Source organism: Streptomyces sp. 11x1, assembly GCF_032598905.1.
Taxonomy (GTDB): domain Bacteria; phylum Actinomycetota; class Actinomycetes; order Streptomycetales; family Streptomycetaceae; genus Streptomyces.
This window is the reverse complement of sequence record NZ_CP122458.1, coordinates 4,381,501-4,405,801: the sequence shown is the minus strand read 5'-3', so window position 1 is coordinate 4,405,801 and position 24,301 is coordinate 4,381,501. Positions and strand designations below refer to the sequence as shown.

Sequence of the window (24,301 nt, the reverse complement as noted above, 5' to 3'; positions counted from 1 at the left end):
GTGAGCACTCCCGACCTTCCCCTCGCCCAGAGCGGCGGCTGCGGCGACGGCTGCGCCTGCGGCGCGGACGACGGCCTCAGTGAGGAATACCTGGAGTGCGGGCTCGATCCCGCGCTCGCCCAGCTCCTGGCCGACGCCGGACTCGACCCCGTGGAGGTCGAGGACATCGCCAACGTCGCCATCCAGGAGGATCTCGACCACGGCGTGGACGTGACCACGGTCGCCACGATCCCCGAGGACGCGCGCGCCACCGCCGACTTCACCGCCCGCGAGGGCGGCGTCGTGGCGGGCCTGAGAGTCGCCGAGGCGGTCCTCTCGGTGGCCTGCTCCGACGAGTTCGAGGTCGAGCGGCACGTCGACGACGGCGACCGCGTCGAAGCCGGCCAGAAGCTCCTCAGCGTCACCGGCGCCACCCGTGACCTGCTCACCGCCGAGCGCAGCGCCCTGAACCTGCTGTGCCGCCTCTCCGGCATCGCGACCGCCACGCGCGCGTGGGCGGACACCCTGGAGGGCACCGGGGCCAAGGTGCGCGACACCCGGAAGACGACGCCGGGGCTGCGTTCCCTGGAGAAGTTCGCGGTCCGCTGCGGCGGCGGGATCAACCACCGCATGTCCCTGTCGGACGCGGCCCTGGTCAAGGACAACCACGTGGTCGCCGCGGGCGGTGTCGCCCAGGCCTTCAAGGCCGTGCGGGAGATGTTCCCCGAGGTGCCCATCGAGGTCGAGGTGGACACCCTGCACCAGCTGCGCGAGGTCGTCGACGCGGGCGCCGATCTGATCCTCCTGGACAACTTCACGCCGCTGGAGTGCGAGGAGGCCGTCTCGATCGTCGACGGCCGCGCCCTCCTGGAGGCCTCGGGCCGGCTGACCCTCGCCAACGCGAAGGCGTACGCGGACACCGGCGTCGACTACCTGGCCGTCGGGGCCCTGACCCACTCGTCCCCGATCCTGGACATCGGCCTCGACCTGCGCGCGGCCGAGTAGGGACGGGGGCCGGTCATGCTGCTGACGATCGACGTGGGCAACACCCACACCGTCCTCGGACTGTTCGACGGCGAGGACATCGTCGAACACTGGCGCATCTCCACGGACTCGCGGCGCACCGCCGACGAACTGGCCGTCCTCCTCCAGGGCCTCATGGGCATGCACCCGCTGCTCGGCGAGGAACTCGGCGACGGCATCGACGGCATCGCGATCTGCGCCACCGTCCCGTCGGTGCTGCACGAGCTGCGCGAGGTGACCCGCCGCTACTACGGCGACGTCCCCGCCGTCCTCGTCGAGCCGGGCGTGAAGACGGGCGTCCCGATCCTCACGGACAACCCGAAGGAGGTCGGCGCCGACCGCATCATCAACGCCGTCGCCGCCGTCGAGCTGTACGGCGGGCCGGCCGTCGTCGTGGACTTCGGTACGGCGACGACGTTCGACGCGGTCAGCGCGCGCGGCGAGTACGTCGGCGGTGTCATCGCACCCGGTATCGAGATCTCCGTCGAGGCGCTCGGCGTCAAGGGCGCCCAGCTCCGCAAGATCGAGGTCGCCCGGCCGCGCAGCGTCATCGGCAAGAACACGGTCGAGGCGATGCAGTCCGGGATCGTGTACGGGTTCGCCGGGCAGGTCGACGGTGTCGTCAGCCGCATGGTCCGCGAACTCGCCGACGACCCCGCGGACGTGACGGTCATCGCGACGGGCGGGCTGGCACCGATGGTGCTGGGCGAGTCCTCGGTGATCGACGAACACGAGCCGTGGCTGACGCTGATCGGGCTCCGGCTGGTGTACGAGCGGAACGTGTCGCGACTGTGAGCGCCTGAGGGGGGTGTGTTTGTCGGGTGCGGGTGCGTGGGGCTTCTCGCGCAGTTCCCCGTGCCCCTGAAAAGCAGGGGCTGCGCCCCGTGCTTTTCACCCCGAAAGGGCCGTAGGCCCCTTTCAGGGGCGCGGGGAACTGCGCGACCAGCCTCTACCCACCCGCACCCCACAAACACACCCCTCGCGCCCCCCACCCGGGTGGAACTGTCGGCGCCACGCCCCCTCATCACATCTGTTTTGTCTGATTAGCGCGTATCGTCGCCGCATGCCCACGCCCCACGGAACCTGCGGCGGCATGGCGTTCGGCGCTGAGGAGCTGCGTGTGCTCCGCCGTGCCCTCGCCCTCGCCCTCAACCCCAGTCCCGTCTCGGCGGAGGAGGTGCAGGACTGCCTCCGGCTCGCCGAGTCCATCGACGAGGCGGCCCGCGAGGACGCCCGCCTGAGGGCCTTCCTGCTGGCCGACCTCGCCCGGTACCGCGCCGCGCTCCCCGGCGCCGTCACGGGCTACGCGGCACTCCTGACGCAGGCCCTGGACGCCGGATACCGACCCCACCCGGACGACCTCGCCGCGCTGCGCGCCCTGCGCGGCAACCCCGCCGCCGCGGCACTCCAGGAGCGTTGCCGCCCGCTCGTCGCCCAGGACGTGCGCGCCCGTTTCGAGGGGCGCGCGGCAGCCTCGGCCGTCGTCGTCCCCGCCTCGCGCTCCGCCTCCGGCCGCTCACGGCTCCGGCTCACCGCGCTCCCGGGCGGGCTGGCGGCGCGGGACAGCCACACGCGTGCCGCCGGAGAGCCCGCCCGGCCGAAGCCCGCCCGGCCGTCCCGCCCTGCCGAGCCGGCCGAGCCCGCCGACAAGCCCGGTCCGGTGCCCCGTCCCGACGGCCCGCGCCCGGCCCGGCGCCCCATCCCCACCCCCGGCGAGGTCTTCCCGCCCAAGCGGAAGCCGGCCGCCCCGCCCGCCAACCCGCCCCAGCAGCTGGCCGCCGTCTAGCCCTGGCTACCCTGGACGCATGGACTACGTCTCCGCGCTGCTGCCCCCCTTCGTGATGGCCGTGCTGTTCATCAGCGTCATCAGGGTGATCGTGAAGAGCCAGGGCGGCCCCAACAAGGCCAAGGAGGACGCGGTGGTCGACGCGGCCCTCGCCCGTGCGGAGAACACCCGCCAGGCCGACGGCGACTCCCGGGCCACCGGCGCCTGACGCGTACCGCCCCGCCCCATCGGCGTACGACTCGTGCGTTCTTCGAGTCGTACGCCCTTTTTGTTCCCCCGCTCCGGATAGTGTGCGGAACTGTGCCTCGCCCATTGGGAGAACTCGAAGACGCGGTCATGACGCGGGTGTGGAAGTGGAACCGCCCGGTGACAGTTCGGGAAGTCCTGGAAGACCTTCAGCAGGAACGGTCCATCGCGTACACCACCGTGATGACCGTTCTGGACAATCTCCATCAGAAGGGCTGGGTGCGCCGGGAGGCGGAGGGCCGGGCCTATCGATATGAGGCCGTCTCCACTCGCGCCGCCTACGCGGCCGCACTCATGAACGAAGCCTGGTCGCAGAGCGACAACCCCGCCGCCGCCCTCGTCGCCTTCTTCGGGATGATGAGCGAGGAACAGCGACAGGCGCTCACCGACGCCGTACGCATCGTGCAGGGCCCGGGCCCCCGCAAACCCGAACCCGCCGCGCCCGCCGCCCCCGTCCTCGAAACCCCTGTTGAAACGGAGGGCGAATCCGTCGAATCGTCCGGCGAAACACAGGGGACCCCCGGCGAATCACCGGATCTCCCCGGGCGATAGCGTCCGCTCATGCCAGCAACGAGTCCCGAAGCCACCGCAAAAGCCATCACCGTCAGGCGGGCTCGGACCAGCGATGTCCCGCACGTGCGCGACCTGCTCGACTCCTACGTCCAGCGGCGCATCCTGCTCGACAAAGCGACGGTCACGCTTTACGAGGACATCCAGGAGTTCTGGGTCGCGGAACGGGACGACAACGCCCAGGTCGTCGGCTGCGGCGCGCTGCACGTCATGTGGGAAGACCTCGCGGAAGTCCGCACTCTCGCGGTGAACCCGGACGCCAAGGGGCTCGGCGTCGGTCACCAGTTGCTCGAGAAGTTGCTGCACACCGCTCGCTGGCTGGGTGTTCGACGCGTTTTCTGTCTGACCTTCGAAGTCGAGTTCTTCGCCAAGCACGGCTTCGTGGAGATCGGTGAGACTCCCGTCGACACCGATGTCTACGCGGAGCTGCTGCGTTCCTATGACGAGGGCGTCGCGGAGTTCCTGGGTCTCGAACGAGTGAAACCGAACACCTTGGGCAACAGCCGGATGCTTCTGCATCTGTGATCGTCGGCGGAGACCAATTCCGGTGAGGAACGTTCCACCGAGGGTCGCCTTGCCCACGGGGCCTATGTCCGAAACGCGCATGTTTCCGGTCTTCCCCGGGCTCCTCGTCCTCTCCGGACTCTCTCCCCGGCCTCTCCTCGGTCTCTCCCAGGGGTTTGTGTTTTTCCTGGAAAAGCGGTTTGCTTTCCGACGTACTGCAGTACTGCATATAACAGGGGACGTGAAAGAGCGGCGCTCGCCGCAGCCCTCGGCCCTGAAGTTTTCGATGAAAGGAAATCCGGTGGCACAGAAGGTTCAGGTCCTTCTTGTCGACGACCTCGACGGCGGCGAGGCGGACGAGACCGTGACGTTCGCGCTGGACGGCAAGACGTACGAGATCGACCTCACGACCGCCAACGCGGACAAGCTTCGCGGCCTTCTCGACCCCTACGTCAAGGGTGGCCGACGTACCGGTGGCCGCGCTGCGGGTGGGCGTGGCAAGGCCCGTGCCGCTTCCGGCGGCAGCCAGGACACCGCGGCCATCCGCGCCTGGGCGAAGGAGAACGGTTACGAGGTCAACGACCGCGGTCGCGTCCCCGCCTCCATCCGCGAGGCCTACGAGAAGGCCAACGGCTGAGATTCCGTCGGCCCGGTGCTCGCGCGCCGCAGCCGGACGCGGTGGCAGTGCGTCGCCACCGTGTCCACCACTCGCACGAGGTCGGGGGCGCCCCCATCGCCCCCCAACGCCGACATGCTCGGCAGCGAGGGTTCGACCTCGCACCCCGGCTCGGGGGGCCGCACCCACTCGGCGGCCCCCTGTGAACCGGCCTCCCCGCGCACGCCCCCACGCCCACCGGTTCCGCCCGGGGGCTCCGGCGCCACCATGCGACCGCCCGTTCCGACGGCAGTGAGGTCCAGGTCGAGGCCGCCCCAGTCCAGCCACCGCAACAATCCCGGCACCTCCTCCGCGCTCCCCGCCGCGACCAGCAGCAGCATCCGCCCGCCGCGCAGCGCCACCGGGGAACCCGGGCCGGGCATCGGCCCCAGATGCCGAAGCGCCGCGACCCCCGCTTCCACCGGTACGTCGAGTACATCGAAGCGCAGGCCCGTAATGAGGTGTACGGGCGTCCCGGGCACGGTCGCCCAGCCGAGATCGTTCTCGTACCACCACCGCACCGCGTCGCACGGGTCCGCACCCGGGACATCGCGCGGGGCGACGGCCGAGGAGGCGCTCGGGTCGAGCGGTCGGCGGGGAAGGGGGACGATGGCCATGTCAGGAGCAACCGGGCGAAGGGGCCCAGAGTTACGCTGAGTTTCGGCGCGGTTGCGAGGAGTGCCGGGAAAGGGGGCGTTCCACAGTGTGCGGTGGCGCAAGGATGTTCGCCCTTAGCGGAGGGAACCGGTGCATCCGGCATGGAGTGTCAGTCCCTACGGGTAAGACATCCCTAGTGGGAGGGGGCGACACGCAGGAAAGGCCGTCTCACGTTCGCCATCGGCGTACTGATGGTGGGGGTAACTGCCTGGCCTGCGGGAACATCGTCTCGCACCATCGGGTTGGAGCAGATGTCGGCGTTCGGGGTCAGGAGGCCAAGGACGGTGTCGGCAGTTGGAATGAGCGGTCCCCGCTTGCGGGACTAAGCTGCGGAAGGACAGCGAGGGGAGCGTCCCCTCACTGCCTGACCGCTCTGAGGAGCGATTAACGATGTTCGAGAGGTTCACCGACCGCGCGCGGCGGGTTGTCGTCCTGGCTCAGGAAGAAGCCCGGATGCTCAACCACAACTACATCGGCACCGAGCACATCCTCCTGGGCCTGATCCACGAGGGTGAGGGTGTCGCCGCTAAGGCCCTGGAGAGCCTCGGGATTTCGCTCGAGGCGGTCCGCCAGCAGGTGGAGGAGATCATCGGGCAGGGGCAGCAGGCTCCGTCCGGCCACATCCCCTTCACCCCCCGTGCCAAGAAGGTCCTGGAGCTGTCGCTCCGCGAGGCCCTTCAGCTGGGCCACAACTACATCGGCACGGAGCACATCCTGCTCGGCCTGATCCGTGAGGGCGAGGGCGTCGCCGCCCAGGTCCTGGTCAAGCTGGGCGCAGATCTCAACCGGGTGCGGCAGCAGGTCATCCAGCTGCTCTCCGGTTACCAGGGCAAGGAGACCGCCACCGCCGGCGGCCCCGCCGAGGGCACCCCCTCGACGTCCCTGGTCCTCGACCAGTTCGGCCGGAACCTCACCCAGGCCGCTCGTGAGTCCAAGCTCGACCCGGTCATCGGGCGCGAGAAGGAGATCGAGCGGGTCATGCAGGTGCTGTCCCGCCGTACCAAGAACAACCCGGTCCTGATCGGTGAGCCCGGCGTCGGCAAGACCGCCGTCGTCGAGGGCCTCGCCCAGGCCATCGTCAAGGGCGAGGTGCCCGAGACCCTCAAGGACAAGCACCTCTACACCCTCGACCTCGGCGCGCTGGTCGCCGGCTCCCGCTACCGCGGTGACTTCGAGGAGCGCCTGAAGAAGGTGCTCAAGGAGATCCGCACCCGCGGCGACATCATCCTGTTCATCGACGAGCTGCACACGCTGGTCGGTGCGGGTGCCGCCGAGGGCGCCATCGACGCCGCTTCGATCCTGAAGCCGATGCTGGCCCGCGGTGAGCTGCAGACCATCGGTGCCACCACCCTGGACGAGTACCGCAAGCACCTGGAGAAGGACGCGGCCCTGGAGCGCCGCTTCCAGCCCATCCAGGTCGCCGAGCCCTCGCTCCCGCACACCATCGAGATCCTCAAGGGTCTGCGTGACCGGTACGAGGCCCACCACCGTGTCTCGATCACGGACGAGGCCCTGGTGCAGGCGGCGACGCTCGCCGACCGGTACATCTCGGACCGCTTCCTGCCGGACAAGGCGATCGACCTGATCGACGAGGCCGGTTCCCGGATGCGCATCCGCCGGATGACCGCGCCGCCGGACCTCCGCGAGTTCGACGAGAAGATCGCCGGTGTCCGCCGGGACAAGGAGTCCGCGATCGACTCGCAGGACTTCGAGAAGGCCGCCTCCCTCCGCGACAAGGAGAAGCAGCTCCTGGCCGCCAAGGCCAAGCGGGAGAAGGAGTGGAAGGCCGGCGACATGGACGTCGTCGCCGAGGTCGACGGCGAGCTGATCGCCGAGGTCCTCGCGACCGCCACCGGCATCCCGGTCTTCAAGCTGACCGAGGAGGAGTCCTCGCGTCTGCTGCGCATGGAGGACGAGCTCCACAAGCGGGTCATCGGCCAGGTCGACGCCGTCAAGGCGCTGTCGAAGGCGATCCGCCGTACGCGTGCCGGTCTGAAGGACCCCAAGCGTCCCGGTGGTTCGTTCATCTTCGCCGGCCCGTCCGGTGTCGGTAAGACCGAGCTGTCCAAGGCGCTCGCCGAGTTCCTCTTCGGCGACGAGGACGCGCTGATCTCCCTCGACATGTCGGAGTTCAGCGAGAAGCACACGGTGTCGCGGCTCTTCGGTTCCCCGCCCGGATACGTGGGCTACGAGGAGGGCGGCCAGCTGACCGAGAAGGTCCGCCGCAAGCCGTTCTCCGTCGTCCTCTTCGACGAGGTCGAGAAGGCCCACCCGGACATCTTCAACTCGCTGCTGCAGATCCTGGAGGACGGTCGCCTGACCGACTCCCAGGGCCGGGTCGTGGACTTCAAGAACACGGTCATCATCATGACGACCAACCTCGGCACCCGGGACATCTCCAAGGGCTTCAACCTGGGCTTCGCGGCCTCGGGCGACAAGAAGACCAACTACGAGCGCATGAAGAACAAGGTCTCGGACGAGCTCAAGCAGCACTTCCGGCCCGAGTTCCTCAACCGTGTCGACGACGTCGTCGTCTTCCCGCAGCTGACGCAGGAGGACATCCTCGCGATCGTCGACCTGATGATCGGCAAGGTCGACGAGCGCCTGAAGGACCGGGACATGGGCATCGAGCTCTCCCAGTCCGCCAAGGAACTGCTGTCCAAGAAGGGGTACGACCCCGTGCTGGGCGCCCGGCCGCTGCGCCGGACCATTCAGCGCGAGATCGAGGACACCCTCTCCGAGAAGATCCTCTTCGGCGAGCTGCGCCCCGGCCACATCGTGGTCGTGGACACCGAGGGCGAGGGGGAGACGCAGACCTTCACCTTCCGGGGTGAGGAGAAGTCGGCGCTGCCGGACGTCCCGCCGATCGAGCAGGCGGCCGGCGGTGCGGGGCCGAACCTGAGCAAGGACGCGTAACCGCCGCGCTCGGCCTGAGCGAACAAAGGGGCTGCCCCGGGACTTCGGTCCCGGGGCAGCCCCTTTTTCGCTGCCGGAATCCATCCGGAATCCATCGCCCGTGAGTGATGTGGACCTCGTAGGCGGCGTCACATTCCTGAGGTCTTTCGGGTCGGTACCGGTGATGTGCCGCACAGGTCATTTGTCCGGTACTAGGTGGAATAGTGGCGAAGGAGTGATGGGCAAAACGGACATTTGGGTGTGGTGGTCGGGGATTTGATTGCTGCCGTGCAGGTAGGGGACGGTTTGAGGGTGGATGTCAACGAGAGGGGAGGTATATGGCGACCTACGATGTTCGGTCGTAGGTCACACGTTTGGGGGGGTTCGGGGCGTCGGGGTACCAAGGGGTGTCCCATTCGGCGGCCGCAGATGTGTGCCGGGTGGGATTCGTGTCCGTCGAGGCACGTTCCCTGTCTCCGTCTCCCGTGAGGTACTCCATGTCGCAGCGTGTTCGCACTCCCCGTTCCCGTATGTCCCAGCTCCGTGTCCGTGCCGCCGTGGCGGCCGTGGGTGTAGGTGTCTCGGGCGTGCTGGGGGCCGGGGTCGCGGCCGCCGCCGGTGGTGCTCAGGCCACGAGCGCCGGCACCGCCACCGTCCAGACCGCCGCCGCCAAGAAGGCCGCCTCCTGGGTCAGCCCCGTCAAGGGGTACAAGCTGAGCGCGCGGTTCGCCCAGGCCGGCAACATGTGGTCCGCGAAGCACGGCGGCCAGGACTTCGCCGTCAAGAGCGGTACGGCCGTCGCCGCCGCGCACGGCGGAACCGTCGTGAAGGCCGGCGGCAACGGCGCTGGTGACGGCCCGGCGTACGGCAACGCCGTCGTCATCAAGCACGGCAACGGCACGTTCTCGCAGTACGCCCACCTGTCCAAGGTGAACGTGAAGGTCGGCCAGGTCGTCAAGACCGGGCAGCGCATAGCCCTCTCCGGCAACACCGGTAACTCCAGCGGGCCGCACCTGCACTTCGAGATCCGTACGACCGCGAACTACGGCTCGGCCATCGACCCGGTCGCCTTCCTGCGGACCAAGGGCGTCAGCGTCTGATCCGCCCGGGCCTGAGGGTCCGGGCCGGTCAGCACGGGCCGTAGTCCTGGCCCGTGCCGCACATCGGGGTGTCGGCGTAGTAGTCGTTGAAGAAGGCGATGAGAACGAACATCAGGATCACGCCCGCCGCGGAGGTGGCGAGTGCGATGCGGTGGCTTCTGCGGTCGCGGGCGGCGCGCTCCTCGTCGGTCATCCGGGCGTAGTCGTCGGCTTTCACTCGGGCCTCCTCATGCCGATGCGGTCGGGAGGTCCCCGAGGGCTCTGGGGGTATTACCCCGATACGAGGGCCCTCACGAGTGTGGGGTGCCGGCGTGTGCCTGGGTCACCAGGTCGATCGCGACCTCCAGGACGGCCTTGCGCTTCTCCTCGGGGTCGCCTTCGAGGTCCCTGAGGACGAACATGCCGGCGTGCATGGTGAACAGGGCGCTCGTGCAGCGGACCTGGTCGGTCAGGGCGGCGTCCGGTTCCTTGATGGTGTCGATCAGCCGGATCATGCGGTCCTTGAACGTCTCGCCGACGCTCAGTTCGCGGACCGTCGCCTGGTTCTCCTGCATGAAGCGGAAGAGGGGGGCGACGTCGGCCAGGGCCAGGCTGTAGCGGCGCAGGATCTCCCGCTTGGTGTCGAGGGTGCGCGGCTGGGTGCCCGCCCATTCGATCAGTTCGTCGATCGGGCGCTGCAGGTCCCGGAAGAGACCGATGAGGATGTCCTCCTTGGTCTTGAAGTGGTAGTACAGCGCCGCCTTCGTCACATCGAGGCGTTCGGCGATCTCTCGCAGCGAGGTCTTCTCGTAGCCCTGCTCGGCGAAGAGTTCGAGGGCGACGTCCTGGATGCGCTGGCGGGTGTCGCCGCGACGCTGCCGCTTAGGTGTCGGGATCGTCGGGCCCGTCGCGTCCCGTGTCGTGCCGCTCATCCTCGTACTCCTCGCCGCTCGGACGGCCCGGGCCGGTCAAGCCTCGGCCAAGCGCGTCGAACTTACTTGACGCCCGGCTAGTTAGGGGCCTAGCTTCCCTAAGTGTAGACAACTAGCCGGTCGGCAAGTAAGTGCACGGGAGCTCCGGGGGGAGTGGAGGACCGCGATGGATGCGGAGAAGAAGAACGAAGTGAGCGGTGGGGCCGAGGCGGACGGACCGCAGTCGCGCAGTGTGCGGGTGGTGCTGCTCGCGCTCATGATCGCCATGCTGCTCGCGATGCTCGACAACATGATCATCGGCACCGCGATGCCGACGATCGTGGGCGAGCTGGGCGGGCTCGAACACCTCTCGTGGGTCGTCACCGCCTACACGCTCGCGACCGCCGCCTCCACGCCCATCTGGGGCAAGCTCGGCGACCTCTACGGCCGCAAGCGGGTCTTCATGACCTCGATCGTGATCTTCCTGATCGGGTCGGCGCTGAGCGGTATGGCCCAGGACATGGGGCAACTCATCGGGTTCCGCGCGGTGCAGGGACTCGGCGCCGGCGGACTGATGGTCGGCGTCATGGCGATCATCGGCGACCTGATACCGCCCCGGGAGCGCGGAAAGTACCAGGGCATGATGGCCGGGGTGATGGCCCTCGCCATGATCGCCGGGCCGCTGGTGGGCGGGTCCATCACGGACCACTGGGGCTGGCGCTGGTCCTTCTACATCAACCTGCCGCTCGGCGTCGTGGCGCTCATCGCCGTCAGCGCCGTGCTGCATCTGCCGAAGCCGTCGCGCGAGGGGCGGTCGGCGCGGAACATCGACTATCTGGGCGCGGGCCTGCTGACCGTCGGCATCACGGCGATCGTGCTGGTCACCACGTGGGGCGGCACCGAGTACGCCTGGGGCTCGGCCGTCATCATGGAGCTGATCGCGCTCGGGGTGACCTCGCTGGTCGGGTTCGTGTTCGTGCAGAAGCGGGCGGCCGAGCCGGTGATCCCGCTGCACATCTTCCGCAGCCGGAACTTCACGCTGATGTCCCTGATCGGGTTCTTCACCGGGTTCGTGATGTTCGGCGCAGTGCTGTTCCTGCCGCTGTACCAGCAGTCGGTGCAAGGCGCGTCCGCGACGAACTCCGGGCTGTTGCTGCTGCCGATGCTGGGGGCGATGCTCGCGGTGTCGATGGTGGCCGGGCGGGTGACCACGAACAGCGGCCGCTACAAGGTCTTCCCCGTGGTCGGGAGCGTCCTGATGATCGTGGGGCTGTTCCTGCTGGCGCAGATGGACACCGGGACGAGCCGGGTGACGTCCGGGCTGTACATGGCCGTGCTGGGTGCCGGTATGGGATGCCTGATGCAGATCACGATGCTGGTCGCGCAGAACAGCGTCGAGATGAAGGACATGGGGGTGGCGTCGTCCACGACCACGCTGTCCCGGACCCTCGGGTCGTCCTTCGGGGTCGCGATCATGGGTGCGCTGTTCAACAGCCGGGTGCAGGACGTGATGGCCGAGCGGGCCGGGGCGCTGGGGTCCAGGGTGACTGAGCAGTCGGCGCAGCTGGACGCGGCGAGTCTGGCGAAGCTGCCGGAGGCCGCGCGGGAGGCGTACCAGTACGCGGTGTCCGCCGGGACGCACTCGGCGTTCCTGCTGGGGGCGGTCGTCTCGGTGGTGGCGTTGGTGGCGGCGGTGTTCGTGAAGGAGGTGCCGTTGCGGGGGGCCGGGGGGTCTGCGGGTGCCTCCGGCGAGGGCGGGGTGGCCGGCGACGCTGGGGCGAAGGAGGCGGCTGCCGCCGTCTGATGGTGTGGGTGGGCCCCCTGAGTTCGCGGTTGAGCTCGGGGGGTTCTGTTCGTCGGCGGGTGCGGGTGCGTGGGGCTTCTCGCGCAGTTCCCCGCGCCCCTGAAAAGCAGGGGCTGCGCCCCGTGCTCTTCAGGCCCGCAGGGGCCGTGGTCTTTCAGGCCCGCAGGGCCTGATCTCTTAGGGGCGCGGGGAACTGCGCGAGAAGCCCCACCGGCCCGCACCCGGACAACCGGCCCCGGTCACCCCGCCCCGGTCACCCCGCCCCGTCGTTCGACATCGGCAGCATCGGGTAGCTCCCCGTGTTCGTCGGGGCGTGTTCCGGGAGCCACAGGACCGCGACCGCGCCCTCGGCCGGGACCGTGTCCGGGGAACCCGGCGGGCGGACGTTGCGGAAGGTGAGGCGCGCGCCGAGGACACGCGCCTGACCCGCGGCGATCGTCAGGCCGAGCCCGTGGCCCTGGCCGGCCCGGTCGGAGGCCCCGGTACGGAAACGGCGGGGTCCGTCCGCGAGAAGCTCCTCGGGGAACCCGGGGCCATGGTCGCGGACCCGGATGACGCGGCCCTCGACGGACACCTCGATCGGCGGTCGGCCGTGCTTCGCCGCGTTGGCCAGCAGGTTCAGCAGGACCCGTTCGAGACGGCGGGGGTCGGTCGTCACCTCCGACTCGTGCACGATGCGCACCCGCACGTCCGCGTTCTTCGCCGCCACCCGCCGGGCCACGAACTCACCCAGCATGATGTCCTGCAACTCGGCCCGCTCGGAGGCCCCGTCGAGGCGGGCGACCTCCAGCACGTCCTCGACGAGCGTGCGCATCGCCTGGGCCCGGTCGCGGACCAGCTCGGAGGGGCGGCCCGGCGGCAGCAGCTCCGCTGCCGTCAGCAGCCCGGTCACCGGCGTACGCAGCTCGTGCGCGATGTCCGCCGTCACCCGGCGCTCCGCCTCGATGCGCTGCCGCAGGGTGTCGGCCATGGCGTCCACGGCCCGCGCCAGCTCGGCGGTCTCGTCGCGGACGACACCGCCGATCGCGTCCTGCACCCGTACGTCCGACTCGCCCTTGGCCACCTGGTGCGCGGCGGCCGCCGCCTTGCGCAGCCGGCGGGACATCTGGCCGCCGATCAGGACCCCGAGGGCCGAGCCGCCGAAGACGACCGCGATCGAGCCGATCAGCAGGGCCTGGTCGAGGTCCCGCATCACCGCCGAGCTGTGGTCGGTGAAGTCGGTGTGGAGCGACAGGACGCGCTTGTCCTTCAGTGGGACCGCCGCCCAGATGTCGGGCACCCCGTTCTCGCCCTCGGACACGTACGTGGCCCTGCGGCCCTCCCTGACCTTGGCCAGCAGGTCCCCCGGGATCTCGGGGTCGTCGATCTTCACGCCGAAGGCGCCCGACTTCAGCGGGCGGCCCGACTCGTACATGCGCTGGGCGACCTGGATGCGCTCGTCGGCGAGGTCGCGCGAGTTGTCGAGCATCGAGACCCGTGCCGCGTTGTGCACGACCAGGCTCAGCGCGACGGCCACCAGCGCGCCCACCAGGGCGATCGCCGCGCTCAACTGCCAGCGCAGCCCCGTCCGGATGCCCGAAGCGAGCCCGGTGCCGACGGTCGGACCCGCGCCTGCCACGGGTCGCGTACCCGACGCGGACCCCGCAGCGGACGGGCGGCCGACGACGCGTGTCGCCTCCGGGGCCCGTCCTCCCCGTATGCCCCTCGACTCCATCTCGGTCCCGTCCCCGCTCAGGCCTTGAGCTTGTAGCCGAAGCCGCGGACCGTGTCGATCCGGTCCTGGCCGATCTTCGCGCGCAGCCGCTGGACATGGACGTCGACGACCCGGGTGTCGCCGCCCCAGCCGTAGTCCCACACGCGTTCGAGCAGCTTGTCGCGGGAGAGCACCGTGCCGGGGGCGGACGAGAACTCCAGCAGCAGCCGCATCTCGGTCGGCGTCAGCGCCACCGGCTCCCCCGACCTCCGTACCTCCATGCCCTCGGTGTCGACCTCCAGTTCACCGAAGGTGAGCACCCCGCCGGTGCCCGCCGCCCCGGCCTCCTCCGCCTTGGCGTCGCCGCCGCTCGCGTGGCCGAAGCGGCGCAGCACCGCGCGGATCCGGGCGACCAGGACCGCGCCGTCGAACGGCTTGGTCACGTAGTCGTCGGCGCCCGCCTCCAGCCCCAGCACCACGTCGATGGAGTCGGCGCGCGCGGAGAGCATGATCACCGGGACGGTCGACTCGTCACGGATGCGGCGGCACAGGGAGACCCCGTCCAGACCCGGGACCATGACGTCGAGGAGGGCGATGTCGGGCCGGTTGGCGCGGAACGCCTCCAGCCCCGACAACCCGTCGGGCATGGCCGTGACCGCGAAGCCGTCCCGCTCCAGGGCGAGCTGGGTGGCCTCGCGGATGACGTCGTCGTCCTCGACGAACAGGACGTGGGTCTGCTCTGCCATCCGGTGATCTCGCTCGCTCTCGGTCGAAGTGGGTCGCAACGGTTTTCGGGACGGTCCCGACCGTCGTGTTCGGTCGGTCGGTCGGGATCGCTGTGACCAGAGGGGCTCAGCTCGGCTCGGGTGTCGCCGACTCCGTGCCGCCCACGGCGCTGCTGTACTCGGTGCGTGTGCTGGAGCGCTGGACGAAGTCGTCCTTGATCCAGCGATAGGTGGCCACGTCCTCGCTGGACGGGTACGACGACGGGTCGCCATTCTCGTACAGCTGCCGGGTGACGAGGAGGTCGCCCCGGTCTATCTCCGCGTAGACGGGCGGCTGTTCGGACCGGAAGACGCTCCGGTACGTCCCCTTCTTCTCCGCGCGGTACACGTACGACGCCACTCCGACGGCGTCCGCACAGGTCATCACGTTCACCACGAGGTCGTCGGACGAGGCCCCGGTCAGGTCCCCGTACGTCACGTCCACCGGGTACTCGTCGGCCACACACGGCCGCAGATCGCTCTTGACCGCCTTGCTGACCTCCGGGTCCGCGCGGACCATCCGGACGACCTCGTCGACGCTCGGATGGTCGTCCTCGGCCTCCGCCGAACCGGAGACGGACGGGGTGGCCGCGCCCGCCGCGAGGGAGTCGCTGTCGGCCGGCCCCTCGTCCCGGGCACCGGTGCCGCCCGTGCCACAGGCGGACACGGAAAGGGCAAGGGCGGCGAGCACGGCCACCGCCGTGATCACCGCCTTCGTGCCCTGCCTGACCCCCGGACGGGGGCCGGCCGCTGTGCTCAGGCCGCGCAACGCTCCTGCTCCTCGCTCGCTTCGAGCGCACGGGCGGCGCGCTCTTCGTGGTCCCGCGACTCCAGCTCCTCGCGGAGCCGGGCCAGCGCACGGTGCAGCGTGCTCTTGACCGTGCCGGCCGACATGCCGAGGGCGGCGGCCGTCTCCTCCGTGGACATCTGCTCCCAGTGTCGCAGCACCACGACACTGCGCTGCTTGGGTGCCAGCACCTTCATGATGTCCATCAGGAGGGCGCGGTCCGCGTGCTGCTCGGTGGAGTCCTCGACGCAGGCGTCCGGCAGCTGCTCGGTCGGGACCTCCTCCAGCTTCCGGGCCCGCCACCACTCGGTCCGCGTGTTGATCATGACCCGGCGCAGATAGGCGTCGGCCAGCCGCTTGTCCGCGATGCCGTCCCAGCGGCCGAACGTCCGCGCCAGCGCCGTCTGCAGCAGATCCTGGGCGTCCACCGGGTCCGGCACGAGCCGGCGGGCACTGCGCAGCAGCGCGTCCTGCCGGGTACGGACGTACTCCTCGAATTCGAGCACCTCGCCGTGCGCCATGATCAACCGCCTCCGTTCCCCGTTTCCGACGTCCGCGCTGTCGCGTGGTGCCGGTTGTCCGCCGCTTCGTGCCGCGCGGTGTGTCGCGCGGTGCGTGTCGCTCGTTCCGCCGGATCCGCCGGTTCGTTTCGCGGGTTCCTGCGGTACGCCAATGAAGCTACGGAGGGGTTGTCACGGAGACGTCCGAGGCAGCCTGCGGAGAACGCTCGGCTGTCCGTCGGTTGTGTAACGAAAGTAGGAACGGGGTAAAGCGGGGTGGGACTTGGGGTGGAGATGGGCCGGTTTACCCCGTCGGCGACACCGGAGGGTCAGGTGAGGGGGAGGCGGTAGAGGCCGCCGGGGAGGGGTTCCACCAGTCCGTCGGAGACCAGCCCGTCCAGGGCGCGGGCACGCTGCACCGGCTCGTCCCACACCCGGTCGAGAACCGCCTGGGGCACCGGCGCGATCGCGTCCCGCAGGACGGCGAGCAGCTTGCCGCGGACCTGACGGTCGGTACCGGCGTACGTCTGTCCGCGCCGCGCCGGGCCCTCGTGCGCGGGCTTCCCGGCCAGCCGCCAGGCGCACTGTCCGGCGATCGGGCAGCGCCCGCACGTCTCGTTCTTCGCCGTGCACACCAGCGCGCCCAGCTCCATCGACGCGGCCGCCCACCGGGACGCCGTCCCGTCGTCCTCGGGCAGCAGGGTCCGGGCCAGCTTCCGCTCGGCGGCCGTGGTCGCGTTCGGCGGGTACTGCGTGCCGCTCACCGCACGGGCGAAGACCCGCCGCACGTTCGTGTCGAGCACGGCGTGCCGCTGTCCGTACGCGAACGAGGCCACCGCCGCGGCCGTGTACTCGCCGATCCCCGGCAGCGCGAGCAATTGCGCGTGATCACGGGGTACGTCTCCGCCGTGCCGTTCCGTTATGGCCACCGCGGCGCCGTGCAGCCGTAGCGCGCGGCGCGGGTAGCCGAGTCGGCCCCAGGCGCGCACCGCCTCGCCCGGGGGTTCCTTCGCGAGGTCCGCCGGGCGGGGCCAGCGCGCCAACCACTGCTCGTAGACGGGCAGTACACGGTTGACCGGTGTCTGCTGGAGCATGAACTCGCTGACCATCACCCCCCAGGGGCCGGCCTCCGGTCGCCGCCAGGGCAGGTCACGGGCGTGCGTCTCGAACCAGGCGATCACCGGGGTGTGCAGGGCGGTGGGTGTGGGGGCGGAGACGGGGGCGGGGGTGGGGGTTACGTCGGCAGGGCTGCTCTGGGGTTTCGTGGGTGCAGTCATGGCACGGTCGATCCTGCCATGCGGGGGGTGGTGGGGGCGGGTTCTGGTGGGGGGTGTCTGGGGTGGGTCGGCCGGGTGGCGGGCCCGGTGGGGCTTCTCACGCAGTTCCCCGCGCCCCTGAAAGACCAGGCCCTGCGGGTTTGAACGGTGGCGGGGCTGCGGGCCGGGAGGACTACGGTCCTGCGGGTTTGAACGGTGGCGGGGCTGCGGGCCGGGAGGACCACGGCTCTGCGGGCCTGGAAGGGGGCGGGGCTGCCGGATGAAAAGCACGGGGCGCGGCCCCTGCTTTTCAGGGGCGCGGGGAACTGCGCGAGAAGCCCCACCGGAACCGCACCCGCCGCCGAACCCGCACCCCCCGAGCTCTTCGGCGGCACGTCAGCCCACCCGCTCCCACCCCAACGCCGGCCCCAACTTCGTCGCGATGTCCGTCAGGATCTGCACATCGTCCTCGTGCTCGAACGTGAACGGCAGCGCGAACGCCACCTCGTCGACCTCGCGGAACCCGGCGTGCGCCCGCAACCGCTCGGCGATCTCCGCGGACGTGCCCACCAGGTCCGGCGCGAACAGAACCCGCCCCGCCCCCTGCGGCGCCGTGGTCCGGGGCAAACGCTTCGCCGCGTACGCCTCGTACTTGGCCCGCTGCTCCGCACTCGCCGAGTCGGTCGGGATGACGACGAGTCCCTGGGAGACCCGGGCCCGCTCGCCGTCGGGGTGGTGCGCCCGGAACTCCCGGATCTGCGAGCGCTGGATCTCGGCGAAGTCCACTGTCCCGGAGGTGGCCGCCGCCCCCGGCTCCGTCGGCTCCGCCTTCACCACGCTGCTGGTCAGGAAGTTCATCCCGTTCTCGCCGGCCCACCGCGCCGACCGCAGGCTGCCGCCGCCGTACCACATTCGGGCGCCCAGCCCGGGGGAGTGCGGCTGGACCCGGTCGGAGAAGACCTCGAACCCCTCGGTGCCGCTGAAGTCCGTGGCCGCCTCGCCGCGTACGAAGCCAAGGAGCCGACGGACCCGTTCGAAGCTGAAGTCCTCCGCGTCGGCGGTGTCCGGGTAGAGCGCCGGCTTGACGGTGTCGTAGTGCATCGGCGGTCCGACGCTGACCCCCGGGTTGACCCGGCCGCCGGACAGGAGGTCGACCGTGGCCAGGTCCTCGGCGAGCCGCAGCGGGTTCTCCCAGCCCAAAGGGATGACGGCGGTGCCCAGTTCTATACGGCTCGTGCGCTGCGAGGCGGCGGCCATCACCGCGACGGGGGAGGAGATGCCGTACTGCAGATGACGGTGGCGCAGCCACGCGCTGTCGAAACCGAGCCGCTCGCCCAGTTCGATGATCTCCAGCGTGGATTCGTGGCCCCGGCGAGGGTCGGCCTCGTCGAACAGTCCGATGGTCAGGAACCCCAGCTTCCGCAACGGCTTCGACGCCGGTGCGCCGGCGCCGTTCTCCACGGTCTGGGGTCCGGTCATCGTCATCTCCGAGTCCTGCGGCGCGCTTCGGTGGTGGGGACGATTGTGGCAGGTGGGCCGAGGGAGGCGGCGAGTGGACTCGGGCTCGGGAGCGGATGTTTCCCTGAACGGGCTTGGCGGACTGCGGAGTTGGTGTTGTTCGTGTCGCGTGGGTCCGGTCACGGAACGTGCCCGTACGGGCTCTGCGATCACGCACCGCGATCATGGGGCGCCCGGTCGGGGCGATCACGGGAACGACCGGGATGATGATCCGGAAAAGTTGAGGTTTCGGGCGGCGGGTGGGGCCAGCGAAGTGCCGGATCTCTCGTACAGTTTGCGCCGTGGGATCTCTGCGCAATCCGATCGGGCCGCTTCCCTCCACCATCTACTGGCGCCGGAGGGCCGTTCTGCTGACCGTCGTCGGTCTGCTCGCGATCCTCGTCGTGTGGGTCGTCACCGGCGGGGGCGGGGACGGCGACAACAACGCGGGTGGGCCCGACGGAAAGAATCCCGCGACCTCGATCACTCCCGGGCCGTCCGGTTCCGGTCCCGCGATCAGCGAAGCGCCGGGCGGACGCGACGAGTCGGGTGACGAGTCGAGCTCCGGGGGCGACAGTTCCGGCTCCGGGGCGGGCGACGGTTCGGGTTCGGGCTCCGGCTCGGCTTCCGGTGGTGGGGACACGAGTGCCGGATCCGGTGCCGCGGGCGGGGGTACGTCCGACGACGGCGGCAAGAACGGCAGCAGCTCGGGCGAGCAGGTACCGGCGGGGTCCAGCCTGCCCAACTGCACCGCCGGGGCCGTGAAGTTGACCGTGCGCAGCGTGCGCAACGCCTACGCACCCGGGGTGAACCCCACGTTCGAACTCATCGCCCGCAACTCCTCCGGCGGCGACTGCAAGCTCGATCTCGGCCCGGACAACACGGTGGTGACGATCACCCCGGCCGACGCCGATGGCGACGACGCGTTCTGGGCTTCCGACGACTGCCACGAGACGGCGGGCAGCCTGATGTTCAAGGTGCCGGCCGGTGACCGGGTGACGTACACCGTCGAGTGGAACCGTGACCCGAGCGCGCCCAACTGCGCGACTCCGTCGGCCGGTTCGGCCACCGCCGGGACCTACCTCGTCGAGGCGAAGGCGCCGGGGCTGGCCAAGGCTCGCACGTCCTTCGTGCTGGAGAAGGACTGACGGTCAGAAGGACTGACGGTCCAGGGCTGACGGTCGAAGGGCTGGCTGACGGTCAGAGGTCGGGCGGGGCCGGGTGGGCCCGAGTGGGCTGAAGGCGGCCGGTCAGACGTAGCGTTCCAGGATGGAGGACTCCGCCAGGCGGGACAGTCCCTCGCGGACGCTGCGGGCGCGGGCCTCGCCCACGCCGTCGACCGTCTGGAGGTCGTCGACGCTGGCGGCGAGCAGCTTCTGGAGGCCGCCGAAGTGCTCCACCAGGCGGTCGATGATGGCGCCGGGCAGGCGCGGGACCTTGGCGAGGAGGCGGAAGCCGCGCGGGGAGACGGCCGAGTCCATGCCCTCGGGGGAGCCGGTGTAGCCGAGGGCGCGGGCGACCGTGGGGAGTTCGAGGAGCTCGGCGTGGGTGAGGGCGTCGAGTTCGTGGAGGGCCTCGTCCACCGTGCGGGAGCGCTTCGCGGTGGGCTCGGGGACGTAGTCCCTGACCACCAGTTCGCGCTCCGGTTCGACGCCCGCGATCAGTTCGTCGAGCTGGAGGGCCAGGAGACGGCCGTCCGTGCCCAGTTCGACCACGTATTCGGCGATTTCGGTGGCGATGCGGCGGACCATCTCCAGTCGCTGGGCGACCGCCGAGACGTCCCGGACCGTCACCAGGTCCTCGATCTCCAGCGCGGAGAGAGTGCCCGCCACCTCGTCCAGGCGGAGCTTGTAGCGCTCCAGGGTCGCCAGGGCCTGGTTCGCCCGGGACAGGATCGCCGCCGAGTCCTCCAGGACGCGGCGCTGCCCGTCGACGTAGAGCGCGATGAGGCGCATCGACTGGGAGACCGAGACGACGGGGAAGCCCACCTGTTTGCTGACGCGGTCGGCCGTACGGTGGCGGGTGCCGGTCTCCTCGGTCGGGATCATCGGGTCGGGGACCAGCTGGACGCCCGCCCGGAGGATCTTGGACAGGTCCGAGGACAGCACGATGCCGCCGTCGAGCTTGCACAGCTCACGCAGGCGCGTGGCCGTGAACTCGACATCCAGGACGAAACCACCGGTACACATCGGCTCGACGGTCTTGTCGAAGCCGAGCACGATGAGTCCGCCGGTATTGCCGCGGAGAATCCGTTCAAGCCCGTCGCGCAGGGCCGTGCCTGGGGCCACGGCGCTCAGTGAGGCGCGCATCAGGCCATCGGCACCGGAGCTCCCACCGGACTTTCCGGGAGCTGCTGCCCGGTCGTTGGCTGCCACTGCACTCCTCCGGTCGCAGGTTCTGGGGCGCTCCCGTTTCGCACTCGTGGTTCGTACGGACGGGCGAGACCTGGGCAAAGTCTACCGGCGGTCCTCCGCGTCCCGTGGGGCCTCTCGCCGACGCGATCGGGGCAGTACCCGGAGCGCGTCCCCCATGTCGGCCACTTCCAGGACCTTCATACCGGGAGGAACCTTGCCGGGATCGGTCGGAACGAGGGCGTGCGTGAAGCCGAGACGGTGTGCTTCGGAGAGGCGGCGCTGTACCCCTGTGACCCGTCTGACCTCGCCCGCGAGACCCACTTCACCGATCGCCACGAGGTTCTTGGGGAGAGGGGTGTCGGTCGCCGCGGAGGCCAGGGCGAGGGCGATCGCGAGGTCCGCGGCGGGCTCCGACAGCTTCACGCCGCCGACCGTCGCCGAGTAGATGTCCCGCTTGCCGAGGGCGCTGATCCGGCCGCGCTGCTCCAGGACCGCGAGCATCATCGAGACCCGGGAGGTCTCCAGGCCGGACGTGGTCCGGCGGGGGGAGGGGAGCTGGGAGTCGACTGTGAGCGACTGCACTTCCGCGACCAGGGGGCGGCGGCCCTCCAGGGTGACCGTCAGGCAGGTGCCGGGGACGGGTTCGTCGCGGCGGGTGAGGAAGAGGCCGCTGGGGTCGGTCAGGCCGGTGATGCCCTCGTCGTGCAGCTCGAAGCAGCCGACCTCGTCCGTGGCGCCGTAGCGGTTCTTGACGCCGCGGACCAGGCGGAGGCGGGCGTGCCGGTCGCCCTCGAAGTGCAGGACGACGTCGACGAGGTGCTCAAGGAGGCGGGGCCCCGCGATGGCGCCGTCCTTGGTGACGTGGCCCACGAGGAGCGTCGACATGCCGCGCTCCTTGGAGGCGCGGATCAGTGCGCCGGCGACCTCGCGGACCTGGGCCATGCCGCCGGGGGCGCCGTCGATCTCCGGCGAGGCGACGGTCTGGACCGAGTCGAGGATCAGCAGGGACGGCTTGACCGCGTCCAAGTGGCCGAGGACGGCGGCGAGGTCGGTCTCGGCGGCGAGGTAGAGGTGGTCGTGCAGGGCGTTGATGCGGTCGGCGCGGAGGCGGACCTGGCTGGCGGACTCCTCGCCCGTGACGTACAGGGTGGGGTGCTCGGCGCTCGCGGACTTGGCGGCGGCGTCGAGGAGGAGGGTGGACTTGCCGACGCCGGGTTCTCCCGCGAGGAGGACGACGGCGCCGGGGACGAGGCCGCCGCCGAGGACGCGGTCGAGCTCGGGGACGCCGGTGGAGCGGGCGGTGGCCTGGCGGCCGTCGACCTGGGCGATGGGGACGGCGGAGGTGGTGACGCGGCCGGGGGACGTCGTGCGGACGGCTGGGGTGCCGTACTCCTCGACCGTGCCCCAGGCCTGGCATTCGGGGCAGCGACCCAGCCACTTGGCCGTCTGCCAGCCGCATTCCGTGCAGCGGTAGGACGGGCGGTCCTTCGTGGTCTTCGTGCGGGCAGCCATGGACGAACCGTAACGGAGGGCACTGACAGTCTTCGACGGTCGGCCGGACGGGGGCTGTGGGGGAGGGCCTTGGGAGGGGCTTCGGTGGGGCGGGGCCGTGCCGGTGCCAGAGCCCGTCGCGTGTTGCCCTGCTGCTCGGGGGCAGGAGCGAGCCGTTCTCCGGGCCGCTGTGAGCGTCGGGCTGCTGCGCACCGGCACGGCCCCTTCCGCGCGTTCGCGGCCGGTTCGCCGTCTCGGTGAATCCTCGGTTCGCTACGGGCGGCGGCCGATGGTCAGTTGGGCCGGGGTGTACGGGATGTAGGCCGCGCCGTCGAGGTCGAGGGCGGTCGCCGCCGACTGGAGGGCGGCCGGGGTGGCCGAGGCGCCCCACCGGCCGGTGTCCAGGCGGGACTCCAGGGCGTGCAGGGCGGCCACCGTCTCGGCGGTGGTGAAGGCGCAGTGGCCCTGGCGTTCGACGTAGGCCTGGCGGAGCTGCGCGGCGTCGCCGGAGGCGCGGACCCGGGTGGCGAAGCGGGACTCCTGCTCGACGGGGACGAGGTCGTCGGCGGTGGTGTGGATGTCGAGAAGGGGGACGGCGAGGCCCTGGCCGGCGGAGGACGTGCGGAGGCCTGCGGCGACGGCGTCCGGGTCGGCGGTGATGTTCGCGTTGGTGGTCAGGTCGCGCAGATCGGCACGCAGGTCGAGGCCGGCCTTCTTGTAGAGGGCCTTGACCAGGGGTGCGTGCTGGGAGCCCGCGAGCACGCGCGCGTAGTCGACGCCCTTGTTCCCGGAGTTGTTGCCGCCGAGGGCCTTCTCGACATGGAAGCGGGCGGGCTCGACGCGGTTGAGGACGCCCTGGGCCAGCCACGCGTACTGCTGGGCCTGCTGTTCGTCCCGGTCGCCGGCGGCGGGGCGGTCCTTGCCGGGCGCCCAGGCGGGCAGGTTGAGGTAGGCGGCGGCGAGGGCGATCCGGGCGCGGCCCCGCGGGGTCCTCTGGGCGGCGACGACGGCGTCGGTGAGCTGCCGGCCGGTGGTGGCGCCCTCCGCCTCGGAGGCGAAGTCCACCAGCTTCACGGGAGTGTCGGGGAGCAGGAGCCGGGCGATCGTGTACTCGGCGTCGAGCTGGTAGGCGTGCAGGTCGTTGGCTCCTGCCACGAGACCGCACAGGCCCAGCGCGCCGTCGATCCCGCCCGCGCCGGAGCGGGCGAGCCGGGCGTTGACCAGCCCGCCCATGGACTGGCCGATGGAGAGCGTGCGTGTGGGTTCGCCGATCCTCTCGGTGACCGCCGCGACGGTGGCGACCTGGTCGCGCTCCGCGCTCTCCAGGGCCCAGAGGGTCTCGCTGACGTCGTAGGAGGAGCCGGTGAGGGCGTAGCCCTCTTCGAGGAGGCGGAGGCGTACGGCCTCGCGGGGGGCGTTCTGGGGCACCGTCACGCCGAAGCCGTGGCTGAAGACGATCAGGGTGCCGTTCCAGTTCTCGGGGACGTCCGCTATCCAGGCGGCGCCGTCGGGGAGGGTGCCGGTGAGGCGTTCGACGGCGGGCGCGGCGCTCCGGGGGGCGGCGGAGACGGAGGCGCCGGTCAGGGAGAGGACGACGGTCGCGGCCAGGGCGGCGAGGGCGCGGTTGGTGGAGCGGCGGGTGGAGCGTCGGGTGCGTACGGCCATGGGGGTGGGGCTCCTGTCGACGCGGAGGTGGGGACGTTGCTCGCTCTTACTGGGCAGTAACTCGGTTCCCGAGAGGAAGGTAGGGCTAATTTCTGGTGACGGTCAATAAAGTGCACAACATTCGGCCAAGCTCCGCGTGCGCCGCGGAATGCGGGATTCCTGTCCCCTTATGAGGGATCGTTTCA

The 24,301-nt window shown here is 70.6% G+C and carries 23 protein-coding genes; 11 read left to right on the top strand and 12 right to left on the bottom strand.

Annotation, left to right across the window (positions count from 1 at the left end; genetic code table 11):
* From nadC to P8T65_RS19160, 7 genes are all read left to right on the top strand, one after another.
* Positions 1-984, top strand: a complete 984-nt coding sequence (gene nadC, locus P8T65_RS19190; protein WP_230215592.1) for a carboxylating nicotinate-nucleotide diphosphorylase — start codon at positions 1-3, stop codon at positions 982-984.
* A gap of 15 nt (positions 985-999) precedes the next feature.
* On the top strand, positions 1,000-1,797 hold the full coding sequence (locus tag P8T65_RS19185; RefSeq protein ID WP_184905069.1) for a type III pantothenate kinase: 798 nt from the start codon (positions 1,000-1,002) through the stop codon (positions 1,795-1,797).
* Positions 1,798-2,095: 298 nt separating this feature from the next.
* Entirely contained in the window at positions 2,096-2,788 is a 693-nt protein-coding gene (locus P8T65_RS19180; protein WP_316731636.1) for a hypothetical protein, read from the top strand.
* Positions 2,789-2,807: 19 nt separating this feature from the next.
* Positions 2,808-2,996 carry a hypothetical protein gene (locus P8T65_RS19175; RefSeq protein ID WP_316726510.1) on the top strand — a complete coding sequence of 63 codons (189 nt, stop codon included), beginning with the start codon at positions 2,808-2,810 and terminating at the stop codon, positions 2,994-2,996.
* Between the two features lie 104 nt (positions 2,997-3,100).
* Positions 3,101-3,586: a BlaI/MecI/CopY family transcriptional regulator gene (locus P8T65_RS19170; protein WP_399099295.1), complete on the top strand. Its 486-nt coding sequence runs from the start codon at positions 3,101-3,103 to the stop codon at positions 3,584-3,586.
* Positions 3,587-3,595: 9 nt separating this feature from the next.
* Positions 3,596-4,129 carry an amino-acid N-acetyltransferase gene (locus tag P8T65_RS19165; RefSeq protein WP_045562639.1) on the top strand — a complete coding sequence of 178 codons (534 nt, stop codon included), beginning with the start codon at positions 3,596-3,598 and terminating at the stop codon, positions 4,127-4,129.
* A gap of 280 nt (positions 4,130-4,409) precedes the next feature.
* On the top strand, positions 4,410-4,745 hold the full coding sequence (locus tag P8T65_RS19160) for an Lsr2 family protein (protein WP_033524724.1): 336 nt from the start codon (positions 4,410-4,412) through the stop codon (positions 4,743-4,745).
* Here the strand turns inward: P8T65_RS19160 and P8T65_RS19155 are convergent.
* Positions 4,724-5,380, bottom strand: a complete 657-nt coding sequence (locus tag P8T65_RS19155; protein WP_316726507.1) for an SCO3374 family protein — start codon at positions 5,378-5,380, stop codon at positions 4,724-4,726. The two genes, P8T65_RS19160 and P8T65_RS19155, sit on opposite strands and share 22 nt — an antisense overlap.
* Before the next feature lie 430 nt (positions 5,381-5,810).
* On the opposite strand from P8T65_RS19155, the gene P8T65_RS19150 reads away from it, so the two are divergent.
* Positions 5,811-8,336: an ATP-dependent Clp protease ATP-binding subunit gene (locus P8T65_RS19150; RefSeq protein ID WP_316726506.1), complete on the top strand. Its 2,526-nt coding sequence runs from the start codon at positions 5,811-5,813 to the stop codon at positions 8,334-8,336.
* Between the two features lie 476 nt (positions 8,337-8,812).
* A complete protein-coding gene (locus P8T65_RS19145; RefSeq protein WP_316726505.1) occupies positions 8,813-9,415 on the top strand; it encodes a M23 family metallopeptidase in 603 nt (200 codons plus the stop codon).
* A 28-nt stretch (positions 9,416-9,443) separates the two neighbouring features.
* On the opposite strand, the gene P8T65_RS19140 is transcribed toward P8T65_RS19145, so the two are convergent.
* Both P8T65_RS19140 and P8T65_RS19135 read right to left on the bottom strand, forming a co-directional pair.
* Positions 9,444-9,632: a hypothetical protein gene (locus P8T65_RS19140; protein WP_316726504.1), complete on the bottom strand. Its 189-nt coding sequence runs from the start codon at positions 9,630-9,632 to the stop codon at positions 9,444-9,446.
* 73 nt (positions 9,633-9,705) lie between these two features.
* Positions 9,706-10,326, bottom strand: a complete 621-nt coding sequence (locus P8T65_RS19135) for a TetR/AcrR family transcriptional regulator (RefSeq protein ID WP_316726503.1) — start codon at positions 10,324-10,326, stop codon at positions 9,706-9,708.
* A gap of 166 nt (positions 10,327-10,492) precedes the next feature.
* On the opposite strand from P8T65_RS19135, the gene P8T65_RS19130 reads away from it, so the two are divergent.
* On the top strand, positions 10,493-12,109 hold the full coding sequence (locus P8T65_RS19130; RefSeq protein ID WP_316726502.1) for an MDR family MFS transporter: 1,617 nt from the start codon (positions 10,493-10,495) through the stop codon (positions 12,107-12,109).
* 253 nt (positions 12,110-12,362) lie between these two features.
* Here the strand turns inward: P8T65_RS19130 and cseC are convergent, their stop codons facing one another.
* The 6 genes from cseC to P8T65_RS19100 form a co-directional block, all read right to left on the bottom strand.
* Positions 12,363-13,952 (bottom strand): two-component system sensor histidine kinase CseC, encoded by a 1,590-nt coding sequence (cseC, locus tag P8T65_RS19125; protein ID WP_399103158.1) that lies wholly within the window; start codon positions 13,950-13,952, stop codon positions 12,363-12,365.
* The gene (cseB, locus tag P8T65_RS19120) at positions 13,841-14,548 is read right to left on the bottom strand and encodes a two-component system response regulator CseB (protein WP_316726500.1); all 708 of its coding nucleotides are present in this window, start codon (positions 14,546-14,548) and stop codon (positions 13,841-13,843) included. Before cseB ends, cseC begins: the two co-directional genes overlap by 112 nt.
* Before the next feature lie 106 nt (positions 14,549-14,654).
* Complete coding sequence (locus tag P8T65_RS19115) at positions 14,655-15,335, bottom strand: hypothetical protein (protein ID WP_316726499.1); 681 nt, start codon at positions 15,333-15,335, stop codon at positions 14,655-14,657.
* Complete coding sequence (locus P8T65_RS19110) at positions 15,323-15,874, bottom strand: SigE family RNA polymerase sigma factor (RefSeq protein ID WP_184905047.1); 552 nt, start codon at positions 15,872-15,874, stop codon at positions 15,323-15,325. The genes P8T65_RS19115 and P8T65_RS19110 overlap by 13 nt, the downstream gene beginning before the upstream one ends.
* Positions 15,875-16,182: 308 nt before the next feature.
* Positions 16,183-17,130, bottom strand: coding sequence for an A/G-specific adenine glycosylase (locus P8T65_RS19105; protein ID WP_316726498.1), 948 nt, complete (start codon positions 17,128-17,130; stop codon positions 16,183-16,185).
* 375 nt (positions 17,131-17,505) lie between these two features.
* Positions 17,506-18,588, bottom strand: a complete 1,083-nt coding sequence (locus P8T65_RS19100; RefSeq protein WP_316726497.1) for an LLM class flavin-dependent oxidoreductase — start codon at positions 18,586-18,588, stop codon at positions 17,506-17,508.
* 320 nt (positions 18,589-18,908) lie between these two features.
* On the opposite strand from P8T65_RS19100, the gene P8T65_RS19095 reads away from it, so the two are divergent.
* Entirely contained in the window at positions 18,909-19,754 is an 846-nt protein-coding gene (locus tag P8T65_RS19095; protein ID WP_316726496.1) for a hypothetical protein, read from the top strand.
* 102 nt (positions 19,755-19,856) lie between these two features.
* On the opposite strand, the gene disA is transcribed toward P8T65_RS19095, so the two are convergent.
* The 3 genes from disA to P8T65_RS19080 all read right to left on the bottom strand — a co-directional run bounded on the left by disA (position 19,857) and on the right by P8T65_RS19080 (position 24,116).
* Positions 19,857-20,981: a DNA integrity scanning diadenylate cyclase DisA gene (gene disA, locus P8T65_RS19090; RefSeq protein WP_045562654.1), complete on the bottom strand. Its 1,125-nt coding sequence runs from the start codon at positions 20,979-20,981 to the stop codon at positions 19,857-19,859.
* Between the two features lie 81 nt (positions 20,982-21,062).
* A complete protein-coding gene (gene radA / locus P8T65_RS19085) occupies positions 21,063-22,472 on the bottom strand; it encodes a DNA repair protein RadA (protein ID WP_316726495.1) in 1,410 nt (469 codons plus the stop codon).
* A 252-nt stretch (positions 22,473-22,724) separates the two neighbouring features.
* Positions 22,725-24,116, bottom strand: a complete 1,392-nt coding sequence (locus tag P8T65_RS19080; protein WP_316726494.1) for an alpha/beta hydrolase — start codon at positions 24,114-24,116, stop codon at positions 22,725-22,727.
* Positions 24,117-24,301 lie beyond the last annotated feature (185 nt).

What these genes read in the sequence shown, in the direction of transcription:
- P8T65_RS19185 (WP_184905069.1), top strand. Translation starts at nt 1,000, where the DNA reads ATGCTGCTGACGATCGACGTGGGCAACACCCACACCGTCCTCGGACTG.
- P8T65_RS19180 (WP_316731636.1), top strand. Translation starts at nt 2,096, where the DNA reads ATGGCGTTCGGCGCTGAGGAGCTGCGTGTGCTCCGCCGTGCCCTCGCC.
- P8T65_RS19175 (WP_316726510.1), top strand. Translation starts at nt 2,808, where the DNA reads ATGGACTACGTCTCCGCGCTGCTGCCCCCCTTCGTGATGGCCGTGCTG.
- P8T65_RS19165 (WP_045562639.1), top strand. Translation starts at nt 3,596, where the DNA reads ATGCCAGCAACGAGTCCCGAAGCCACCGCAAAAGCCATCACCGTCAGG.
- P8T65_RS19155 (WP_316726507.1), bottom strand. Translation starts at nt 5,380, where the DNA reads ATGGCCATCGTCCCCCTTCCCCGCCGACCGCTCGACCCGAGCGCCTCC.
- P8T65_RS19150 (WP_316726506.1), top strand. Translation starts at nt 5,811, where the DNA reads ATGTTCGAGAGGTTCACCGACCGCGCGCGGCGGGTTGTCGTCCTGGCT.
- P8T65_RS19145 (WP_316726505.1), top strand. Translation starts at nt 8,813, where the DNA reads ATGTCGCAGCGTGTTCGCACTCCCCGTTCCCGTATGTCCCAGCTCCGT.
- P8T65_RS19135 (WP_316726503.1), bottom strand. Translation starts at nt 10,326, where the DNA reads ATGAGCGGCACGACACGGGACGCGACGGGCCCGACGATCCCGACACCT.
- P8T65_RS19130 (WP_316726502.1), top strand. Translation starts at nt 10,493, where the DNA reads ATGGATGCGGAGAAGAAGAACGAAGTGAGCGGTGGGGCCGAGGCGGAC.
- cseB (WP_316726500.1), bottom strand. Translation starts at nt 14,548, where the DNA reads ATGGCAGAGCAGACCCACGTCCTGTTCGTCGAGGACGACGACGTCATC.
- P8T65_RS19110 (WP_184905047.1), bottom strand. Translation starts at nt 15,874, where the DNA reads ATGGCGCACGGCGAGGTGCTCGAATTCGAGGAGTACGTCCGTACCCGG.
- P8T65_RS19105 (WP_316726498.1), bottom strand. Translation starts at nt 17,130, where the DNA reads ATGACTGCACCCACGAAACCCCAGAGCAGCCCTGCCGACGTAACCCCC.
- P8T65_RS19100 (WP_316726497.1), bottom strand. Translation starts at nt 18,588, where the DNA reads ATGACCGGACCCCAGACCGTGGAGAACGGCGCCGGCGCACCGGCGTCG.
- radA (WP_316726495.1), bottom strand. Translation starts at nt 22,472, where the DNA reads ATGGCTGCCCGCACGAAGACCACGAAGGACCGCCCGTCCTACCGCTGC.
- P8T65_RS19080 (WP_316726494.1), bottom strand. Translation starts at nt 24,116, where the DNA reads ATGGCCGTACGCACCCGACGCTCCACCCGCCGCTCCACCAACCGCGCC.